Annotated in this window: 20 protein-coding genes; 4 read left to right on the forward strand and 16 right to left on the reverse strand. The window is 64.9% G+C overall.

Translation table 11 applies throughout. The features are described 5' to 3' along the window. Window positions 1-66: 66 nt before the first annotated feature. Together QRN52_RS22725 and gluQRS are read right to left on the reverse strand one after the other, a co-directional pair. Window positions 67-1,080: an NADP-dependent oxidoreductase gene (locus tag QRN52_RS22725; protein ID WP_284756047.1), complete on the reverse strand. Its 1,014-nt coding sequence runs from the start codon at window positions 1,078-1,080 to the stop codon at window positions 67-69. Beyond that, window positions 1,081-1,989, reverse strand: a complete 909-nt coding sequence (gene gluQRS, locus QRN52_RS22730; protein WP_284756048.1) for a tRNA glutamyl-Q(34) synthetase GluQRS — start codon at window positions 1,987-1,989, stop codon at window positions 1,081-1,083. It lies immediately after the preceding gene. Window positions 1,990-2,090: 101 nt separating this feature from the next. Here gluQRS and QRN52_RS22735 point away from each other — a divergent pair, with 101 nt between their 5' ends. Beyond that, a complete protein-coding gene (locus QRN52_RS22735; protein ID WP_284756049.1) occupies window positions 2,091-2,315 on the forward strand; it encodes a cold shock domain-containing protein in 225 nt (74 codons plus the stop codon). Between the two features lie 334 nt (window positions 2,316-2,649). On the opposite strand, the gene QRN52_RS22740 is transcribed toward QRN52_RS22735, so the two are convergent. The 8 genes from QRN52_RS22740 to QRN52_RS22775 form a co-directional block, all read right to left on the reverse strand. Continuing rightward, window positions 2,650-3,240 carry a TetR/AcrR family transcriptional regulator gene (locus tag QRN52_RS22740; RefSeq protein WP_268020064.1) on the reverse strand — a complete coding sequence of 197 codons (591 nt, stop codon included), beginning with the start codon at window positions 3,238-3,240 and terminating at the stop codon, window positions 2,650-2,652. Between the two features lie 74 nt (window positions 3,241-3,314). After that, a complete protein-coding gene (locus QRN52_RS22745) occupies window positions 3,315-4,484 on the reverse strand; it encodes a pyridoxal phosphate-dependent aminotransferase (protein WP_284756050.1) in 1,170 nt (389 codons plus the stop codon). A gap of 104 nt (window positions 4,485-4,588) precedes the next feature. Continuing rightward, complete coding sequence (locus QRN52_RS22750) at window positions 4,589-5,401, reverse strand: SDR family oxidoreductase (protein WP_284756051.1); 813 nt, start codon at window positions 5,399-5,401, stop codon at window positions 4,589-4,591. 111 nt (window positions 5,402-5,512) lie between these two features. Further along, window positions 5,513-6,553 (reverse strand): 5-oxoprolinase subunit C family protein, encoded by a 1,041-nt coding sequence (locus QRN52_RS22755; protein ID WP_284756052.1) that lies wholly within the window; start codon window positions 6,551-6,553, stop codon window positions 5,513-5,515. Next, window positions 6,540-7,349 carry a 5-oxoprolinase subunit B family protein gene (locus QRN52_RS22760; protein WP_284756053.1) on the reverse strand — a complete coding sequence of 270 codons (810 nt, stop codon included), beginning with the start codon at window positions 7,347-7,349 and terminating at the stop codon, window positions 6,540-6,542. The genes QRN52_RS22755 and QRN52_RS22760 overlap by 14 nt, the downstream gene beginning before the upstream one ends. A gap of 48 nt (window positions 7,350-7,397) precedes the next feature. Then, window positions 7,398-8,201, reverse strand: coding sequence for a LamB/YcsF family protein (locus QRN52_RS22765; RefSeq protein WP_284756054.1), 804 nt, complete (start codon window positions 8,199-8,201; stop codon window positions 7,398-7,400). A gap of 109 nt (window positions 8,202-8,310) precedes the next feature. Beyond that, on the reverse strand, window positions 8,311-9,660 hold the full coding sequence (locus tag QRN52_RS22770) for an MFS transporter (RefSeq protein ID WP_284756055.1): 1,350 nt from the start codon (window positions 9,658-9,660) through the stop codon (window positions 8,311-8,313). A 45-nt stretch (window positions 9,661-9,705) separates the two neighbouring features. Next, window positions 9,706-10,338: an RraA family protein gene (locus QRN52_RS22775; protein ID WP_284756056.1), complete on the reverse strand. Its 633-nt coding sequence runs from the start codon at window positions 10,336-10,338 to the stop codon at window positions 9,706-9,708. A 266-nt stretch (window positions 10,339-10,604) separates the two neighbouring features. On the opposite strand from QRN52_RS22775, the gene QRN52_RS22780 reads away from it, so the two are divergent. Further along, entirely contained in the window at window positions 10,605-11,063 is a 459-nt protein-coding gene (locus QRN52_RS22780; protein WP_269996679.1) for an Lrp/AsnC family transcriptional regulator, read from the forward strand. A 2-nt stretch (window positions 11,064-11,065) separates the two neighbouring features. Here the strand turns inward: QRN52_RS22780 and QRN52_RS22785 are convergent, their stop codons facing one another. Next, window positions 11,066-12,958, reverse strand: a complete 1,893-nt coding sequence (locus tag QRN52_RS22785; RefSeq protein ID WP_284756057.1) for an HNH endonuclease signature motif containing protein — start codon at window positions 12,956-12,958, stop codon at window positions 11,066-11,068. A gap of 122 nt (window positions 12,959-13,080) precedes the next feature. Beyond that, window positions 13,081-13,536 carry an Lrp/AsnC family transcriptional regulator gene (locus QRN52_RS22790; RefSeq protein WP_234751876.1) on the reverse strand — a complete coding sequence of 152 codons (456 nt, stop codon included), beginning with the start codon at window positions 13,534-13,536 and terminating at the stop codon, window positions 13,081-13,083. Window positions 13,537-13,639: 103 nt separating this feature from the next. Between QRN52_RS22790 and QRN52_RS22795 the strand changes: the two genes are divergently transcribed. Continuing rightward, on the forward strand, window positions 13,640-14,275 hold the full coding sequence (locus QRN52_RS22795) for a LysE family translocator (RefSeq protein ID WP_284756058.1): 636 nt from the start codon (window positions 13,640-13,642) through the stop codon (window positions 14,273-14,275). A gap of 126 nt (window positions 14,276-14,401) precedes the next feature. Here the strand turns inward: QRN52_RS22795 and QRN52_RS22800 are convergent, their stop codons facing one another. Next, window positions 14,402-15,391, reverse strand: coding sequence for a hypothetical protein (locus QRN52_RS22800; protein ID WP_284756059.1), 990 nt, complete (start codon window positions 15,389-15,391; stop codon window positions 14,402-14,404). Window positions 15,392-15,587: 196 nt separating this feature from the next. On the opposite strand from QRN52_RS22800, the gene QRN52_RS22805 reads away from it, so the two are divergent. Further along, the gene (locus QRN52_RS22805; protein WP_284756060.1) at window positions 15,588-16,061 is read left to right on the forward strand and encodes a DUF4383 domain-containing protein; all 474 of its coding nucleotides are present in this window, start codon (window positions 15,588-15,590) and stop codon (window positions 16,059-16,061) included. An 82-nt stretch (window positions 16,062-16,143) separates the two neighbouring features. Here the strand turns inward: QRN52_RS22805 and QRN52_RS22810 are convergent, their stop codons facing one another. The 3 genes from QRN52_RS22810 to QRN52_RS22820 all read right to left on the reverse strand — a co-directional run bounded on the left by QRN52_RS22810 (window position 16,144) and on the right by QRN52_RS22820 (window position 19,721). Continuing rightward, window positions 16,144-16,818, reverse strand: a complete 675-nt coding sequence (locus QRN52_RS22810) for a response regulator (RefSeq protein WP_284756061.1) — start codon at window positions 16,816-16,818, stop codon at window positions 16,144-16,146. Further along, on the reverse strand, window positions 16,811-18,049 hold the full coding sequence (locus QRN52_RS22815) for a sensor histidine kinase (protein WP_284756062.1): 1,239 nt from the start codon (window positions 18,047-18,049) through the stop codon (window positions 16,811-16,813). The genes QRN52_RS22810 and QRN52_RS22815 overlap by 8 nt, the downstream gene beginning before the upstream one ends. 478 nt (window positions 18,050-18,527) lie before the next feature. Beyond that, window positions 18,528-19,721, reverse strand: a complete 1,194-nt coding sequence (locus QRN52_RS22820; protein WP_284756064.1) for an NAD(P)-dependent malic enzyme — start codon at window positions 19,719-19,721, stop codon at window positions 18,528-18,530. Between the last annotated feature and the right edge of the window lie 95 nt (window positions 19,722-19,816).

The following is a 19,816-nucleotide window of genomic DNA, read 5'->3' on the forward strand; positions in this document are numbered from 1 at the left end:
CAGAATGGGCCCACCTTCTACCCCCTAACCTCGCTACACTCGGCCAGGGAACCCGGCAGAATGGGCTCAGCCGGGAGTGTCCATGGTCACCACGATCTTGCCCTTGGCGCGTCCTTGCTCCAGCGCGGCGAAAGCGTCGGCGATCTTTTCGAGCGGATAGCTGCTGTCCACCACGGGTTGCAGTTTCCCTTCGGAAACAAGGCGGGACAGGAATTTCAAGTCCTCGCCGCTGGGGTGCATGAAGAGGTAACGGTACCGCACGTTGGCTTCACGGGCACGGCTCCGGATTCCGAGGCTGATTGCCCAGAACAGCGCGGTCATCCAGGCCGGGGCCGCAAGGTCTTTCAGGGCCGTCTGCGGTTCGGGCATCCCGGCGATGCTGACCACCTTCGAGCCCGGCTTGAGGATCTTGAACGTCTGGTCCAGCGTCTCGCCGCCCACGAGGTCCAGCGCGGCATCGAAGCCGCTGAGCACTTCGGCCAGGTTTTCCTTCGTGTAGTCGACGACGGTGTCCGCCCCGAGCCGCCGCACCAACTGTTCCCCACGGGGAGACGCGGTGGTGGTCACCTCGGCGCCAAAGTACTTGGCCAGCTGGATGGCGAGGGTTCCCACTCCGCCCGCGCCTCCGGAGATGAACAGCTTGGTCCCGGGCTTGATCTTGAGCTCGTCGCGCAATGCCTGCAGCGCGGTGAGGCCCGCCAAGGGAAGGCTCGCGGCCTCGGTGTAGCTGAGCGACCTTGGCATGAGCGCCACGAAATCCTCGTGGACGGCGGCGTGCTCGGCAAAGGCTCCCAGCAGCGTCTTGTCCACACGGGCAAACACCCGGTCTCCCGTGGCAAAGCGGGTGACATCCGGGCCAACAGCCTCCACGATCCCGGCCAGTTCGCTTCCGGCCACCAAGGGCAGCCTGGGCCTGGTAATCACCCGCACCGCACCTTCGCGCTGCTTGTAGTCCACAGGATTGAGCCCCGCAGCAAACACTCTGACCAGGACCTCGCCCGGACCGGCAATCGGCCTCGGGACGTCCTGCAGCTCCATTGCGTCGGCGCCGCCGTAGCGGGTCAGCACATAGGCGAGCACTTAGGCCCCTTTCCGGAGGGTTGATTGCTGAATGCCATTCCATATCCATGGCCCGTGTGGCAATCGGGCCGGATCAAATCTATCCAAGGCCTCGCCAAGCGGCCCTCCCGGCAAGCCGAGCGATTCCAGGATCACGTCCCGCACCTCCCCGGCGGACAGCCCGACGGCGGCAAGGTCGCCAAGCGTCACCGCACCGTCGCGTTTGGCCAGGCGGGCGCCGTCGCGATTCAGCACCAAGGGGACATGGGCATATTCCGGCACGGCTAAGCCCAACAAGGAGGCCAAATAGGCTTGGCGGGGTGTGGAGGAAAGGAGGTCGTCTCCGCGGACCACTTGGTTCACGCCTTGCTCCGCGTCATCCACCACCACGGCCAAATTGTAGGCAGTGACGCCGTCGTTCCGCCGGAGCACAAAGTCATCCACGACGCCCGTGTATTGTCCGTGCAGCCCGTCCTCCACAGTCCATTCATGCGTATCGGCGCGGAGCCGGATGGCGGCCGGGCGTGAGGCCCGCCGGATCTCAAGCTCCGCCGTCGAAAGGTTCCTGCACGTCCCCGGGTAGGCGCCCTGTGGCGCGTGCGGGGCGGACGGCGCGTCCTGGATCTCGCGTCGCGTGCAGAAGCATTCATACGTCAGTCCGGCGTCGGTGAGCCGCGCGATCGCGTCGTTATACAGTCCGGAACGGTCCGTCTGGCGGACGACGGCGCCGTCCCACGTCACGCCGACGGCTTCGAGATCGCGGAGCTGGACTTCCTCGGCGCCGGCCCGCGCACGGTCGAGGTCCTCAACGCGCAGCAGGAAGGCGCGGCCCGTGGAACGAGCGAAGAGCCAGGCGAGCATGGCCGTGCGCAGATTGCCCACGTGAAGCTCGCCGGAGGGGCTCGGAGCGAAGCGGCCAGCGGAAGTCATGGCACAAGACTATGCGCCGCCGGGCGTGCCTGCAGGATTCAGGCGAGGTCGGGGCCGCTGGGAGAATTGGGTACCTTTAGTTTCCAAAGAGAGGACCAACATTGAGCTCAGCTCGAGTCAAGGCGACGGTTTCCTTCTGGAAAGCCGAAGAAGGTTGGGGGGAACTTATTCTTCCCGACGGGAAGAAATGCTTCGGACATTTCTCGGTCATCGAGCAATCAGGCGGATACAGGTCCCTCAATGCAGGCGATCTGGTGGAGGTCGAATGGACCGCCGCCTCCCAAGATGAATACGACTTTGTCGCGGTGTTGATTCAGCCTTTTTGAGAACACGACCCGGGCAGCACAAGAGCCCCCCAGCTACCGCAACGCATTCGGTGGCTCAGGGGCTCTTATGGTGGTGCCGGCCACCCTTCATGGCGACGCCGGCGGGGTGCGGAAAGACGATGCGTGAACAAGAGTCAATCAGCGGCTGCGTCTTTGCGGGACGGTGTTCCGGGTTGCCGGGTGGTGTGCCGGGGGATCCGTAGCCTGTGGGGTCCGGCGGTAGCCCTTCCCCTTGTTGCCACTATTTCAACAGGAACACTACAACTGGCGCAACGGACTCAACCGTCACTGGTCAATCTGACTAATTCTTTAGCGGAACATGAACAGGAGATGGTCACTTTGCCGAAGTTGGCTCGGCAGCGGCCCATGCGGCCATCGCTCCACGGAGCGCAGCACAAAGCTTGGTGGACACTTGGTCCTTGTCCAGGCCGACGGTGTTGAGCAGATCGAAAATTTCCCGGGGGTCGAAGAGGATGTTCCACAGGAACATGGCTTCGTCCCCCAGGGGCGGGAGGCCGAGTTCCTCACAGGCCTCGCGGAGTGGCCGCTCCAAAGCCTCGGCCTGGATGGTCAGGTAGTACGCGCCGGAGCGAAGACGGGCCAGGTACCCTTCGCCGGAACGGGTGTGGACCATGGAACCGCCGTGCTTGATGACGAGGCCCACCCAGTGCCGGCTGACGCTTTCCAGCAGTTCCACCCCGGACGTGGTCTGGGCAACGCTGAAATCGCGTAGCTTCTCGCCAACACCAAAACGGAACGCGGCCAGGACGTCCTCGACCGAGGCGAAATGCCGGTACGCCGTTGCGGGAGAGATCTCGGCTTCACGGGCGATGTCCGTCATACTCACCGGGCCCTTGGCCTTGGCGAAGAGCTTCCCGGCGGCCCGCACCAGCTGGCGGCGGTTGCGTTGGGTGTCGCTGCGCATGGGCGCCCCCTTCCGTGTCAGATTCCAGCGTAGCGCCTGAGCGGCGGGCGCTACGCTGGCCACGTCCGCGGCACTCACCGGAGCTCGGCCAATCCGGCGGCCAGCCGCTCCACACCGGCGGTAATCGCCTCGGAGCTGGCGGCGTAGGACAGGCGCAAGTGGAACTCGCCGTTCCGGCCGAATTCGCTGCCGGGACGGACGGCCACGCCGTGGTTGCGAAGGTGGGCCACCATCGCGGCCGCCGGCAGCTCGGCGTCGTACTTGGGGAAAAGGTAGAACGCACCTTCCGGCGAGCTGACCGTAAGACCCGGAATCTGCTGGAGACCATTGGCCATGAGCTCCCTGCGCAAGGCATAGGAGGCGTGCATGCGTTCGATGTCCGGTCCGCACGTCTTCAGGGCGGTCAGCGCCGCGTATTGCACGGCCTGGTTCATGGAGCCGTTGAAGGTGTTGTGAACCCGGGCGGCGGAGGCGATGACGTCGGACGGGCCCCAGAGGTAGCCGACGCGCCAGCCGGTCATGGCATAGCTCTTGGAGAAGGTCTGGCAGTAGATGGTCCGGCCGGCCAGCGCTTCGACTTCGAGCGCCGAGGTGAAGGGTTCGGGCGTGTAGACAAGATCGCTGTAAGCCTCGTCCGAGAGGATCAAGGTGTCGGTTCCGGCCACCATGTCGGCGAGGGCTTCAAGTTCGCGTCGGGAATGCACAATACCAGTGGGGTTGGAGGGGTTGCAGAAGACGAACATCTTGGCGCCTTCAAGCGCGGTGGCTAGTGCCTCGAGGTCCCAATGCAGGTCATCGGCAAGCGGCACCGGCACGGTGATGCCCCCGGCCATGCTGACGAGGTCCGCGTATAGGGAATAGGTGGGGTCCGGGATGACCACTTTGTCGCCCGGGTTGACGACGCCAAGGATCGCCGCGGACAAGCCGGCCGTGCCGCCTTGGGTAATGAGCACGTCGCCTGGGCTGGCCACTCCGCCGAGGAGCTGGCCGATACGGGCAGCCAGCTCCTCGCGAAGCACCAGCTCGCCGAGCAACGGCGAGTAGTGGGTGAAGCCGTCCTCGAGGGCACGGGCGGCTGCTGCTCGAACCTGGGCCGGGGTGTCGAAATCCGGCTCGCCCATCGCCAAGGAGACAAGGTCCCCCTTGGATTGGGGCTGCTGCACCCGCAGCGATGTGCGCTGGATGCGCTGCACCGCCTCGGAAGGCTGGAAATCGGCGACGGCGGTGGCTGGCTCGAGTGTCATGAGGGTCCTGATCTGGGTGGTTGCTTCGGGGGTGGTTGTTCTAGGGGCGCGCGACGCGAGGCCTGCTGGCGACGCAGCGGAGGGCGCGTAGAGCCTGCGGGGTTTCATCGCTGCGGCGCCTGGCCTGCGGGAGCCTCATCGGCGGGGGCTCCTGCCCAGCGGCTGATCTCGATGTCGCCGGAGGTATCCCGCTGGATCGTGGGGGCGATGACGAGTTCCTGGACCACGGTGCGCTGGGGCAGCGTGGCCACGAGGTGTATGGCTCGGGCCACGTCCTCGGGCTGCACCATGGCATCGCGCTCCTCTGCGCGGGGCGGGCGGGCGCGGTTGTCCAGGATGGGCGTCGCGGTTTCACCGGGCAGGATGGTCACCGCACGCAGCCCGTCGTTGCGGAAGGTGTTGTGGAGGTACGTCATGAAGTTCCGGACCGCAGCCTTGGCAGCGCCGTATGCGGCGCCACCGAGCAAGTTCGGGTTCACTGCGGCCAGGGAGGAGACCGTGATGATGGTTCCGGTCTTGCGGCTCAGCATGTCCGGGAGGACCGCCTGACTGAGCAAGTAGACAGCGTTGAGGTTGACGTCAAGGACGTCATTCCACTCCTGCTGGCTGATCCAGCGGACGTTGAGGACCCTGCTGGAGCTACCCGCATTGTTGACGAGGATGTCGACTTGGCCCAAATTCCCGTGGATCCACTCCAGCAGCGCATCTACGTCTTCCTTGGAGGTGATGTCCGCGGCCCGGGCAATGGCGCGGCCACCGTCGGCGACGATTTCCGCGGCGAGTTCCTGCAGGACGTCTTCACGCCGCCCCACCAGCACCACTGCGGCCCCCTCGGCTGCCAGCAGGGCCGCCGTCGAGCGTCCCATGCCCGTACCGGCGCCGGTGATAATCGCGAGCTTGCCGTCCAGAAGTCCCATGGTTTCAGTTCCTTGCGTTTTTAGTGTGAGTCATTTGAGATGCCGATCACATATGAGAAGAGTTTCTCATTTTAGAGAATGATGGTCAAGTGTTTTCGCACGGCCGGTGGGTCACGCCGCAGCGGGACTCGGCGAGGAGGCCGCCGCAAAGCTTGCGGCGACAGGAAGCCCGACGGCGGCAAACAGTGCGTGCACGTGCTCTTCCAGATTCACCAAACCGCGCTGCTGTTCCCGGTATTGCTCCACTGCTTGCTCGTTGCTGATCCAGCGGAAGGTCATCTTCCGGCCAGGGCTAGCCTGGCCCAACATGGACAAGGAAGCCTTGGCTGCCACTGCGACGATCGGGTAGCCCGCGGTCAACGTCCTTGAGCGGCCCAGGATGATGAGTTCGTCGCCATGCGGGATTTCGAATGCGCCGATGGGGACCCCATGGGACACGATTTCCCCGAGCCCTTCGGGATGCACAACCGGGCCGTCCAAACGCAGGCCCACGTGGTTGGATTTGGCGCCTACCGTGTAGTGGCTGGAGCTGAGCAATTTCCGGATGCCGGGCGTCCGGTCCGTTTCAGGACCGTCGACGACGTCGATAGTCCACACGTCGGGACTGAAATTGGGCACGGGAACTGGAAGCCGGAACAGGGGCTGGGTCAGGAACGGGTGCGTGAATCCCCGGTACCGGCTGTGCAAGGTGAGCGTCTGGCCTGGGGCGAGTTGTTGTGGGAAGCCCATGCGGGATTCCGGCGCGGCGCTGCCCATGAAACGGGCAGTTTCCAGCTCCCCGCTGAAGGCCAGGTAATTCCGCATGCCACCGCTGGCCTTGGCAATCACAACTCTGGCTCCGGCGGGGAGGCATAACGGCTCCCACATGCCCACCGGATCCCCGTTGACCGTGACCTCGGCCGGGACCCCGGTCGCAGCGCACATCACGTCGTGCGTGGCTGTGAAGGCGAAACGTCCTCCCATGATTTCCAGGCACGCGGCCTTACGGCTGTTTCCGACCAGGATGTTGGCGACCGCCGCGGAGTACTGGTCCGCCGCGCCTCCGCAGGGGACGCCCATGAATTCGGAATTCTCGCGGCCCAGGTCCTGGAACGTGGACAGCCAACCGGCCTCGCTTACTTTGATGCTGATGGCGTGTTCAGGGAAGGTCACTATTGCCCCCTTCAGCGCCGTTCCAGCCAGTGCCGTCAGAGGCGACGCCTTCCGGGGTGGCCCTCAGGAATTGCCCTTCAAGCCGCGACCATTCACTCTCCGGCACCACGTCGAAACGCACCAGATCCCCCGGTTTGTAGGACGTCGCGGGATCTTCCCGGATGTCGCAAATGGTGAGCGGCGTCCGGCCGATCACCTTCCAGCCGCTCGGTCCGGGGAACGGCTGGATGATGGCGTTGGTACCGGCCACCATGACAGACCCGGGCTCCACGTTGGTCCGAGGCTCGACGCAGCGGCTGACCTGGCCAGGGAATTGCACACCGCCCATCATGGGGGCCATGGCCGCGGCCAACAGGTTGATGGTCAGCACCGAGGACTGGAACTGCTGCAGCATTGCTTCCGGGCTCAGGCCCAACTCCTCGGCCACATCCTGAAGGTCCGGGGAGAATTCCTCGCCGACCACCATCGGGATGACAAAAAGTGCTTGGGAAGCACTGGGAGCACCCGGTTCCAGGCCGCTACCGGCAACCGCCAGGCGGATGGTCTGGGCCAATTGTTCGTGGGTCACAGCCAGGCAATCGAACTCGACCAACAGGGACTCAACGCCGGCCACGATGTCCAGCACCCCGTACGGCCGAACCTCCAGCAGCACGTCGCGGAGCCGGCGGCCCGCCGCCCGGCGGAAGTCGCCGTCGTCGTTCTTGACCCGGAGCATGAGGGCTGAGTCGCCGAACGGCTCGGCTTCCAGTTCGGGCGGGTGGTGCAGCCGCTCCGCGGGTGCTGTGTGGGTGGTCATGAGTCCTGCTCGGTGGTGCGGGTGATGGATCCGGGTTGCTGCTCAGCTTCAGACCGTGGCGAGCCGGGCCTTTTCGGCGAGGACTTCCTGTAGCCCGGCGGCTTTGATGCCTGCCTTGTCGAGGGCCGCACGCAGGGCCGTGCCGTTCTGGAGGACCTGCGGGTGGTCGCCGTGGAGGAGGACGACGTCGGCATCGTGGCCCAGCGGGACCACCTTGCCGGTGACGGCGCGGACGGTTCCTTCGGTCACCACCTGAACCACGCGGCGGCCGATTTCCTCGGGGTCGTGAAGGAGTGCGCCTTCGCTGTTGCGGGAGACCGGCATGCCGTCTTCGCCGTAGCCACGGTCCGCGAGGAAGACATAGCCAACCTGAAGGCCGCGTTTGCGGGATTCATCGGCCAAAAGACCGTTCTGGCAGATCACGATGTAAGAGGGGTCGTAGGCCTTGATGGCGTCCGTGATGGCCCGGGCGTGCTTGGCGTCGGTTTGGGCGATGCTGCCCATGCGCCCGTGCGGTGCCACGTGGCTGATCTTGCCGCCGTGGATGCGGGCGAACGCGTCCAGGGCGCCGATTTGATAGAGGACGTCGGTGCGGATTTCTTCTTCGCTGGCTTCGATGAGGCGGCGGCCGAAGCCCACCAGGTCCGGATATCCGGGGTGGGCGCCGAGTTCGATGCCGCGCTCCACGCAGGCCTTGACGGTGGCATCCATGACCCTCGGATCGCCGGCGTGGAAGCCGCAGGCGATGTTGGAGGCGGTGACGAGGCCGAGCAGGGCGTCGTCGTCGCCGATCGTGTAGTTGCCGTAGCTTTCGCCGAGGTCTGCGACGACGGCGACTGAATTGATGCTCAAGGTGACTCCTGCTTCTGTTCCTGGTTAGGAGGTTCTGTTGTCTTGCTTTCGACGGCGGCGGCTGCCGTTTCGCTGGCGGGCGGCCGCCGCCGTCGGGGTTCTGGTTTTACTAGTGAGTCTGCAGGGGCTGTCCCTTGGTTTCCTTCAGGAAGTAGACCGAGACGAGCGTGATGATGGCCGTCCCGATCGAGGCGTAGGCGGGAACCATGCTGTTGCCGGTGGCCTTGATCAGTTCGGTCATGACCAGCGGGGCGCTGCCGCCGAAGATGATAGTGCTGATGCTGAAGCCGATGCTGTACGCGCTGTAGCGGACAGTAGTGGGGAACATTTCGGTCAGCACGGTGTGGACGACGGCGGCGTGGCCGGAGAAGGCGATGGCCATCACGACCGTGGCAACGCAGGCAAGCGGCATGTTGCCAGTGGTGATCATGGCAAACATCGGGTACGAAACAACGGCCATGAGCACGGCGGAGAGAGCCAATACGGGCTTGCGGCCGATGCGGTCGGACAGGCGGGCCATGAGCGGGATGGAGATGATGATGGCCACCAGGCTGACGGCAGTGACGAGGAGCGCCTGGAGCATGGTGAAGTTGTTGCCTGCACCCAACTGGGTCTTCAGGTAGGTGGGCATGTAGGCGAACAGGAGGTAGTAGCCGGGGCCGTTCAGCGCGGGGAGGAAGATGGTCAGCGCGATGGCTTTGAGGTGGCGCTTGGAAGTGAAGACGGTGCGCAGCGGGTTGCGTTCCACCTCGTTGCGCTCTCGGAGTGCCGCGAAGTGCGGGGTGTCTTCCATCTTGGAGCGGATGTAGAAGCCGACGTAGCCCAAGGGCAGGGCGAAGAGGAACGGGATGCGCCACGCCCAGGATTGCATGGTCGAGTCGCCGAGGGTGGTGATGAGGCCGGCGGAGAGGGCGCTACCGAAAAGCAGGGCGCAGAAGGAACCGACCGCGATGAAGCTCATGGAGTAGTTGCGGTGCTTGTTGTGGGCGTATTCGCCCACGAAGGCCATGGCGCCTGCCACTTCCCCGCCGGCTGAGAAGCCCTGAAGGATGCGGAACAGGATCAGCAAGGCCGGAGCGGCCCAGAAGATGACCGAGTACGACGGGATGAGGCCGATGCAGGCGGTGGCCCCGGAGATGAGGAGCAGGAGGACGGCGAGCAGATTCTTGCGGCCCAGCCGGTCACCCAGGAAACCGCAGATGACGCTGCCGAAGGGGCGGGCCAGGAAGCTCACCAGGAAGCCGACGTTGGTCAGGAGCAAGGAGCCGACGTCCTTGGAACCCATGATGTTCATGGCCAGGTACGTGGTCAACAGGCCGTAGATGCCGTAGTCGTACCATTCCACGAAGGAACCCATGGTGCCGGCAAAGGTTGCTTTGCGCACCATCCTGCCGTCAGCGGTTACGACTTTGATTTGAGCGGTGTTCAGTTCCACTGAGTCCGTCGATTGCTTTGTCATGGTGGGTGCTTTCAGTCTATGAGGGGGCTGGGGTGGGAGAAAGCGCTAGCTGTATTCGCGGGTGATTTCCGCTGTCATCTCGGCCTCGTGCGCGGCCACTGCGATGACTCGTTCCAGGATTTCGGCGGCACGGGCCCGGGGGATGATGACCACTCCGTCGTCATCGGCGGCGACGATATCGCCCGCCGAGCAGACGATTCCGCCGATTGCTACGGGTTCGCCGATGACACCCGGGCCGTTCTTGAACGGACCGGCGGGGGTGACACCCCGGGCAAAGACGGGGAACTTGATTTCGGTGATGGTGGCGCGGTCCCGGATGTAGCCGTCAATGACCGCGCCGGTGGCGCCCGCGGCTTCGAAGCGCTGGGACAGTTGCTCGCCGACGAGGGCGCGGTGTTCGTGGCCGAAGCCGTTGATGACCACCACATCGCCGGGCTGGATGTAGTTCAGCGCTTCGATGACGGCGGCATTGTCTCCGGCGGCGCCCAGGACGGGCAGTGCCGAGCCGACACAACGGGCGCCTTCCCAGACCGGGCTGATTCCGCCGTCGACGATCCCAAGCCGCTCCATGGCGTCACCGATGTTTGCCACGGGGAACGCTTCGAACGCACGGACCAGTTCGCGGGGCGGCCGGGTCCAGGATGCGGTGCGGACGGTCAGTTCGAGTGTTGTTGCCATTTTCTTCGCCTTTGGTTTCTTCCCAAGAGCCGGCGCCTTGGGTGCCGATCTTCTTGAGACGTCAATCACATATGAGAAGAGTTTCGCGTTTTAAATTCATGCCGTCAAGGCTTTCCCGTTACGGGCATGTAAATGATTCGCAACCATGGCTCGGGGCGAACTGGTCCCGCCGGTGGGCTGCTCGGCCGGGATTGTGCGGGAGAATGGGTTTCGGCTGGTCATTCTGACCAGTCGGATCTTCCGCGACTAGGCAGAAAGCGTTAGCGATGCAGGAATTGGATTCAACGGACAAGCGGATCCTTGCCGCGCTCGACGACGACCCTCGGGTGCCGATCATGGTCCTCGCCCAGCGCCTGGGCCTGGCGCGCGGGACGGTCCAGTCGCGCCTGGAGCGAATGTCGGCGTCGGGCGCTTTGCGTCCGAACAGCAGCCGCGTGCTGCCCTCAGCACTGGGCCGCGGCGTTGCGGCGGCGGTAAGTGCGGAGTTGGATCAGAGCCGGCTGAACGAGGCCATCGCTGCCCTGCGCGACATCCCGGAAGTACTCGAATGCCATGCGCCGGCCGGCGACACCGACCTCATCATCCGCGTGGTCGCCACAAGCCCGGATGATCTATACCGGGTATCCGAAGAGATCAGGCTATGCCCGGGAATCGTGCGCACGTCCACTAGCATGTTCCTGCGCGAGGTGATTCCATACCGGACGACGGGGTTGCTGCGAGGCTGAGGTCATATCTGGAAGTAGTGGTTTCTTCTGGGTTTCCGGTCCGGGTCGGTGTGGGGTGGCGGGATGAACCAGGGCACGCCCGCTTGGACTTGGATGTTCCAGTCTTCCTTGTGGATCAGGTGATGGTGGTGGCTGCACAGGAGCGTGCCGTTGGCGGTGCCAGTGGCTCCGCCGCGGGACCAGTACTCGATGTGGTGGGCCTCGCACCACGGTGCCGGCATGGTGCACCCGGGGAAGGCGCAGCCCTTGTCCCGCGCCGTGATGGCTTTGCGGATTTGCGGCGGGAAGATCCTTGAGGCCCTGCCGATGTCCAGGACCTGGCCCTCGCCGCCCAGGACCACGGGGATGATGTCCGCGTCGCAGGCTAGTCTGCGCAACGTAGCTGCCGGGACGGGCCCGGTGAACGTGAAGGACCCGGTGCCGCCGAACCCGGTGCCGGTGCCCTGCCGGGGGCGGCCGAACAGGGCGGGCTGGCCGGAAACCTCAAACCCCGGCCGGCCGGAACCCTCGCGCCCGAATTGGCCCGTGGGCTCATTTCCAAGCGGCGCAGCTTCCCCGAAGGGCTCGGGCTGCCCGTTCTTGGATTGCTGGGCCTGGCTGTATTGGGTGAAGAGTTCGCGGTGGTCGATGGTGGCCATGATCTGCGGGCGGTGGCCGCCGGTGGCGGGCAGGGACCCGGTGGCCAGGGCGAGCTTGCAGGCGCCGACCAAACCGTCCAGGAGCTTCTGCGCCCTCGACCTCCGCTCCAGCGGCTCGTTTCCACCGTCCGGATTGTTTCCGCTGTCCGGATCTGCAGGTCGGTCGTTTCCTTCCACGCCGGCGCCGGTGCCCTCGGGTAGGCGGGTGCGGGGGTTGGTGGCGGTGTTCATGACGGTGAGCAGGTGTTCGTATTGTTCGGTGGTGGCGTAGATCTCCACGTGCTGCAGGCCGTGTTTGGGGCGGCGCAGGAACGCGCCCTGGTGGTAGCGGAGGGATTCTTCGGAGGGTTCCGGGCCGTCCTGGTCGATCGCCTCGACCCAGCGCCGGGCGACCCTGGCCAGGAAATCCGGATCGTTCTCCTGCGCGGTGCGGGTCAGGGCGTGTTCCATCTCCGCCGCCTTCTCCGGGCCGCACAGTGGACGCACCTTCTCCACGGCCATCGTGATGATCCCGGCTGTCCGCGACCCGATGACCCCGGACGCCAGCGCCGCGGCCGTTTCTTCGTGCCGGGGCGGGACCGTCTGTCCGGTGAGGCCGCGGCCCGGCACCAGGTCCCGGGCCAGGGCCAGACGGCGCCTGGCCTCGGCGGCACTGATCCGCAGCAACGAACGCAGATGCTCAGCCGTGTTCCGGAACTCTCCGCCACGAGCGCTCCCGGTTCCCCGCACCGAAGAAGCCGCATCCGCCTCACGGCTGACAGTCCCTGGGCCCTGCAACGCCCCACCCGGCACCGGGCCGGAGGCACCACCCTGCGCGTCCATGCGGCCTGCCATGGTCTCGGAGGTCCAGCCCACGCCAGGGCCCGTATCCGCCTCCGCGGCCCAGCCCGTCGTCCAGCCCGGCTCGGTGGCGGGTTCAGCGCTCCGGGCCCTGTCCAGCCCTGCAGCGGCGAGCAGTTGGAGATAATCCATGGTGCGGGAAAGTTCCTCAACCCCGGACACGAACGCGACGGCCTCTTGGAAACCCAGCCGTCCGACGTCGTCGGCCGCCTTGCCGGCCAGCGACCTCACTGCCGCCACGGCCCCGTCCAGAACGGCCTGCCGACCGCCGAGATCGCGCGGATCTGCGAAGGCCAGCCCGCCCGGAAACCCGCCCGCAACCCCGGCAAAGCGCGGCGCCCGGGCACGATGGGACGCCACGAAAAGCCCGCCGGACCCAAGGTCCTGCCGGGTACCGACGCATCCGATCGCTTCCATGGAAACACTCTGCCAGGGGGCTACGACATTTTAGGCCGGTCCCAGATCCGGCCACCGATACCTACCGACCGTGGCCCGGCAACGAATCCAAAGCCCGGCCGGTTCCGTGATTTAACCCGGACTCAGACCGGCGGTCCCGCGTTCGGCTTCAGGTTCTTCATCACCAACGTCGAGTTGAGGCGCTCGACGGCGGGAAGCGCCGAGAGTTGGTCGTCGTAGAAGCGCTGGTAGGCCGGGAGATCGGCGGCGATCACGCGGAGGAGGTAGTCCGGCGAGCCGAAGAGCCGCTGGGCCTCGACGATGTTCGGAATGGCTGCCACCCGGTCTTCGAACTCCGACATCGTGGCGCGGTCAGCCTGGCGCAGGGTCACAAAGACTATGGCCTCGAATCCCAGGCCAATCGCACCCGGATCGATGTCTGCCCTGTACCCCCGAATGACGCCGGAGGCCTCGAGATCCCGCAGCCTTCGATGGCACGGAGCCACGGTCAACCCCACCTTGGCCGCGAGCGCGGTGGCAGTCATTCGGCCATCCTCTTTGAGGTGGCGCAAAATAGTTCTATCTATTCCATCAATCACGCAAACATCTTACCGAAACCTCGGCAAGCCTGGCTAAAAATGGGAACACTTATGGGCGGATTTTCCATAAAGTTCATGGTGTAACCGCCAGCCAGGAGCCACCATGAATCCCCAGCTTTTTCTCGCCTTCGTCATAGTCGCTGTCACCTTGGCGTGCACCCCGGGCGTCGACTGGGCATATTCGATTGCCGCAGGCCTGCGCCGGCGCAGCTTCTTCCCCGCTGTGGCCGGCCTGTGCAGCGGATACGTGCTGCACACGGCCCTCCTGGTGGCCGGACTCGCAGCCCTTTTAACGGGCGTTCCGGGGCTTCTCGGCTGGTTGACGGTCGCTGGCGCGGGCTACTTGCTCTGGCTGGGCGTGAGCACCATGCGCTCGTGGCGCGGCGCGAGCTTCAGTGCGGATGACGCCGTCGGGCAGTCCCGAAACCAGATGCGCACCTTCCTGCAGGGTATGGGCACGAGCGGCATCAATCCCAAGGGCCTGCTGTTCTTCCTGGCGCTGGTGCCGCAATTCGTGAGCCCGGAGGCTTCGTTGCCGGTGCCGGTGCAGTCCGGCGTACTGGGCCTCACCTTCGTCTTGTTCGCGGGCATCATTTACACCGTGGTGGCCCTGACTTCGCGAAAGCTGCTGCAGTCCAGGCCCTCCGCCGCCCGCGTGGTGACCCTTGCGAGCGGAATCATCATGGTGGGACTCGGCGTCGTTCTGTTGGGCGAACAGTTGCTTCCGCTGCTCCGGTGACGCGGCCTCCGGGTGGGATCGCTCTGAGGAGGCAGCGACGGACGCAATGCTGTCGGCGCCGTGGGGTTTCGATTCGCGGAGTCCTCCGCGCGCTTCGGGACTAACCGCGCGTCGTTAGTCCCGGCGTTAACCGCCCGGCTCGCCGAAGTCCTTGTTCCACATTCGACGCACCTCGATGTCCTTGCGAATCCCATCGACGGCATCCGGCTCAGCGTCCTCCGGCTTGCCGCGCCGGACCCGCTCAGCAACAAAGGGCCGCGGGCTGGGACGCCGCCTGACCTCAAGCTTCGACAGTGCCCTGTCCGTAAGCGCGTCATTGCGCAAGGCGAGGCTGGTCTTCTTCCTCCGGAGTACCTCCACGAGAGCGGCCTGTGCCGCCTCCCGCTCCCCCAACACCCTGAGCGACTGCGCCCGAATCAGCAGGAGCGCCGCCGAGAGGTCGTCCGTGTTGCGCAGCCCCTCCGTCCAGGCGACGACGTCGGCGTGCCGCTCGAGCGCTGCCGCCGCAGTGCAGCGGGCCAAGGCGGTGGGCAACGACGGCGGCAAGCTGGCAAGGGCGTCCAGGGCCTCTGCCGTCTGGCCCGTTTCCCGGAAGCAATGCGAGAGGGCAAGGAACACGGATTCCTCGCTGAACAGGACGGGGACGTCAATCCGCTCCGCTACCTCGACCCGCGTGACCACCCTGCGAAGGTAACTTGCGGAGAACTGGCTGGCGGCGTCGTCGATCCGAATGGACAAGCCCCGCTGCAGCAGTTCCGACGCCCGAAAATATCCACCGTGTTTGTACACAAGCAGCCCGGCAATCACGTAGCAGAGGCCAGCCCAGCCGGGGTGGCTGCGCGCCAAGGTAATCAGGCGGTCCGGTTCCGTGCTGGTAAAGACCGCGTCGTACACCGATTTGGCGGTCTTGCCGGCCAGCCGCTTGAGCCTCGGAACGTCCCCCGCGACGTCGATCCGGCCAGCGGCCTTTCCTTTCAGGAAGCCCCAAATCGCACCGCTCAAGCCCTCAGCCAGTCCACCCACCGATGTGCGGACATGTCCATTCCGGAACGGCGTGATGTCCCTGGTGTCCCAGAAGATCGCTCCACGGACTCCGGGAACCGATGGCTCACTCACGGTTGCCCTGGAATCGCAGGACAAAGCGTCGCAGAATTAGGCATCACAGAACCATGCTAGCTCCGCATGTCCCGGCTTCTCCCCTCTATTCCGGGGTTTTCGGGAGTATGATATCCCCGTCGGCAGGGTTCCGACTCCTTGCCGCGATACGGCCCTCCATTTGAAGGGCCGATGGAAATCGTGATCGGGAGGAGCTATGACTACTGCTTCACACCCCGCGCAGCACCACCACGTGATGGGGCTGACGCTGCACAACACAGCACTGGTTTTGGGCTGGGTTTTCCTGGCTGTTGGCGTCTTGGGATTTATCCCGGGCATCACCAGCAATTACGGCGCCATGGCCTTTGCAGGACATGACTCGGGCGCCATGCTTCTTGGAGTCTTCCAAGTATCCGTCCTGCACAATATTGTCCATTTGCTGTTCGGCGCAGCAGGCCTGTACTTCGCGAGGACTGGAAGGATGGCGCGCGGTTACTTGATCGGTGGCGGCGCAATCTACCTCGTCCTGTGGATCTACGGTCTCATCACCATGTCCAGCATGAGCGCTGACTTCGTGCCCATGAACGCCGCGGACGACTGGCTGCACCTGGTTCTCGGTGTTGTCATGGTTGCCCTTGGCATTTGGCTTGGACGCGATGTAAGAGAGGAGTCGAAGGGCCGCGCCATGTAGCGCCCCCGACTCTGCAACACTCTGCAGTTGCACGACGGCGGCCGTCCCTTTCGGGCGGCCGTCGCCTTTGCGTTCTGGTTGCCTACCCGAGAAGCCTGCGTTCGTAGGCGAATGCCACCAGCTGAAGCCTTGTGCGCAGCCCCAGCTTGCTGAGGACACTGCGCAGATGGGATTTCACTGTGGCCTCGGAGACAAACAGGCTTTGCGCCATCTCGGCGTTCCCTAAGCCTTTGGCCGCCAGCAGGAACACATCCCGCTCGCGTGGAGACAGCTCGTCCATCGCGGCGAGGTCCGGCCCGGCGACCGGCACCGTCCTGGCTGCGTGCTGGAAGAGCTCGTGAACCGAACCAGGCGCGATCACCGAGTATCCCGAATACACGGTTCGGATGGCGGCCAGGAGGAATTCCGGTTCCGCACTCTTGAGCAGGTACCCGCTCGCTCCCGCCTGCACGGCTTCAACCACGGCCTGGTCCCTGTTGAAGGTGGTCAGGGCAATGATCTTTGGCTTGTCCGCTCCCGCCGCATCGGCTTCCTCCGTGATGCGGCGCGTGGCCTCGACTCCATCCAGCACGGGCATCCGAAGGTCCATCAGCATGACGTCCGGCCGCTGCTCGGCCGCGAGCATCACGGCTTGTTCGCCGTCGTCGGCCTCCCAGGCCATGTCCATGTCCGCCTGGCTCTGCACCAGCATGCGGATGCCGGAACGGAACAGTGGTTGGTCGTCCACTAAGGCAACCGTGATGGGTGTTTCAGCCACGTCCGATGCTTCCCCGCTCAGGGCCCGACGACGGCGAGGCGCCCTCGAGAGCCAGCGCCGGCTCCTGCTCCAGCCCCTTGGCGGACGAAACACCCTCCTCTTCCGCCCCACCTTCCGGAAGGAGCGCTGCCGGGCGCGATCCATAGGGGATGAAGACCGTCACGCGGAACTGCTCGCCGTCGGGCCCGGAACTGAGCCAGCCTCCGGCTAGATGCGCACGCTCGCGCATTCCGGGAATGCCGCGCCCCACGCGCTCGGCGGCACCGCCGTCGTCCGTCCCCCCAATCGAAACGGACGCCGGCAATTCCGAAGCAACGTGCATGGTCAGCCCTGGGCCGCTCCAGTCGAAGTGAAGGCGCACGGCCGTGCCGCGTCCTCCGTGCTTGAGGGCGTTCGTCAAGCACTCCTGCACAATCCGGAATACGGCGAGTTGCTGGCCCGCGCCAAGGTCCACCGGGGTTCCGGTTTCGCTCTGCTGGACCTTGAGGCTCCCCTGCCGCATCCGCTCGACAAGAGGCCCGACGTCGGTGAGCCGGGGCTGCGGAGTTACCAGGCCGTCGTCGCGCACTCCTTCAATGACGCGCTGGGCGTCCACCAATGCGTGGCGGGCCGATACCGCGATGTTCTCCAAAGCGTCGAGCACTGCCTTGGGTTGGTCTTGGCTGAGGTAGCGGGTGCCGTCGGCTTGCGCGGCGATCACTGCGAGCGAATGCGCCAAGACGTCGTGGAGATCCCGGGCGATCCGTGTGCGCTCCTGCTCCACGACCAGCTCGACTTCGGTCTCCTTGAGGTTTGCCTGGACGAGGTTCCGGGCTTTGAAAAGACTTCCGCGTTCTTCGTAAAGGCGCAGGGCGAGGCCCGCTGCGGCGCAACCAGCTGCGATGAGGAAAAGGAACGAGAAGACCTGCCAGCCGTTGTTGGCCAGGGCGAATCTGTCGCCCATAAATAACGGGCGGAACCAGCCAACGCCCTGCCCGTAGCGCCACGACAACATCATGAAAACCATTACACCGGCGAAAGCCACGTTGCTCCCGGCGACAACAAATTGCAGACGACCCCTCGCAGTCCACATCGAAAACCCCAAGGCAATGAATGAGCCCAAGTAAATCGCCCAATCATTGGAATCAGGCTCCGGGATGAAGTACACCAACTGACCCATTAGCAAGACGGCCGTGAATCCCAGAGAGAGCGCGGGGCGCCATGCCGAGACAGCAATGGCGAAGGTGGTCAAGATCAGTATCGAAAATCTTGACAGAATAAGCTTCCACAATTCGGCCCAATGGGGAAGCCATGCCGCCATAAATCCCAGTTCCGCCACGCACCACAGTGCGAAGAAAATGACGGCCGCCGCAGGGGCGCCCCAATGCCGTACAACTTTCAGTGTCTGTTCCATGTCAGCCACCCTATCCACGGCCAAGCACGCGGGACCGCCGATTCCGCGCTCCGGCGTTCGATCTCCACCCGGAAGCCAGCGGATTCATCCTTGGAGCCAACGCGAGATGTGAGCGAGCGTCAGTCGAAAGGGCGCCAAAGGTGAGCGAGCGTCAGTCGATGCAAACCCTCGCTCATATATCCGGCCCAAATCCCAAACCCTCGCTCACCAGCGCTGAAGTTGGTCCCCGAGAACGACGGCGGAACAAAAGAACGACGGCGACCCTCCCCAGCACGGGAGGGTCGCCGTCGTCGGCTCGTTGGATTAAGCGCGCGGGCTATTCAGCCGCCGCCGCAACTGCCGCCGTAACCGCAGGAGCGACACGGGGATCCAGCGGGCTGGGCACGATGTAATCGGCGGAGAGTTCTTCCTCGGCCAGCGCGGCGATGGCGCGGGCTGCGGCGATCTTCATGGCCGGAGTGATGCGACGTGCGCCAGCGTCCAAGGCTCCGCGGAAAATTCCGGGGAAGGCAAGGACGTTGTTGATCTGGTTCGGGAAGTCGCTCCGGCCGGTGGCCACGACGGCCGCGTACTTGACGGCGACCTCGGGCAGGACTTCCGGGTCCGGGTTGGACAGGGCGAACACGATCGAATTCTCGTTCATGAGCTTCAAGTGTTCCTCGGCCAGCTTGGACGAGGAAACGCCGATGAACACGTCGGCGCCCTGCAGTGCCTCCGCGGGTCCGCCGGAAAGGGCGCGGGGGTTGGTGCGCTGGGCGAAGCGGGCCTTGACGCTGCCTGAATCCGCCACCAGGTCGGCGCGCTCGGAGTTGATGATCCCCTTGGAATCCAGAAGGACGACGTCCTTGACGCCCGCGGTCAGCAGGATCTCGGAGACGGCGATGCCCGCGGCACCCGCACCGGAGACCACAACTTTCAGTCCCTCAAGCTCACGGCCGGTCACCTTGGCGGCGTTGGTCAAGGCTGCGAGAACCACGACGGCGGTGCCGTGCTGGTCATCGTGCATGACAGGGCAGTCGAGGGCTTCGATGAGGCGCTCTTCGAGTTCGAAGCAGCGGGGCGCGGAGATGTCTTCGAGGTTGACTGCACCGAAGCTCGGACGCAGGCGGACAAGGGTCTCGATGATTTCGTCCACGTTGGTGGTGTTGAGGACCAAGGGGATGGAGTCGAGGTCGCCGAAGGCCTTGAAGAGCGCGGACTTTCCTTCCATGACCGGGAGGGAAGCGCTGGGTCCGATGTCGCCCAGGCCCAGGACCGCGGTGCCATCGCTGACGACCACCACGAGGCGCTCGGCCCACGTGTGGGTGCGTGCAAGCTCGGGGTTGGCGTGGATCGCTCGGCTCACCTCGGCGACGCCGGGAGTGTAGGCGATGGAAAGGTCCCGCTTGTTCAAAAGCGGCACGGTGCTGGACACGGAGAGCTTGCCGCCTTCGTGGGCGCTGAAGATTTCCTCTTCGCTCAGCGCCAGGGCAGTCAGATTCTGTTCAGGGGTGATGGTCTCGACGGACACGTCGTTGTCTCCTCAGGCTAGCCGTGAACCCACGGCACAATTCGGGCAGGTATAGAGGCTTCGGTGCCGGACCAAGGGTGGCTGGTCCGTGCGGT

The organism is Arthrobacter sp. efr-133-R2A-120 (assembly GCF_030209835.1).
GTDB lineage: Bacteria > Actinomycetota > Actinomycetes > Actinomycetales > Micrococcaceae > Arthrobacter.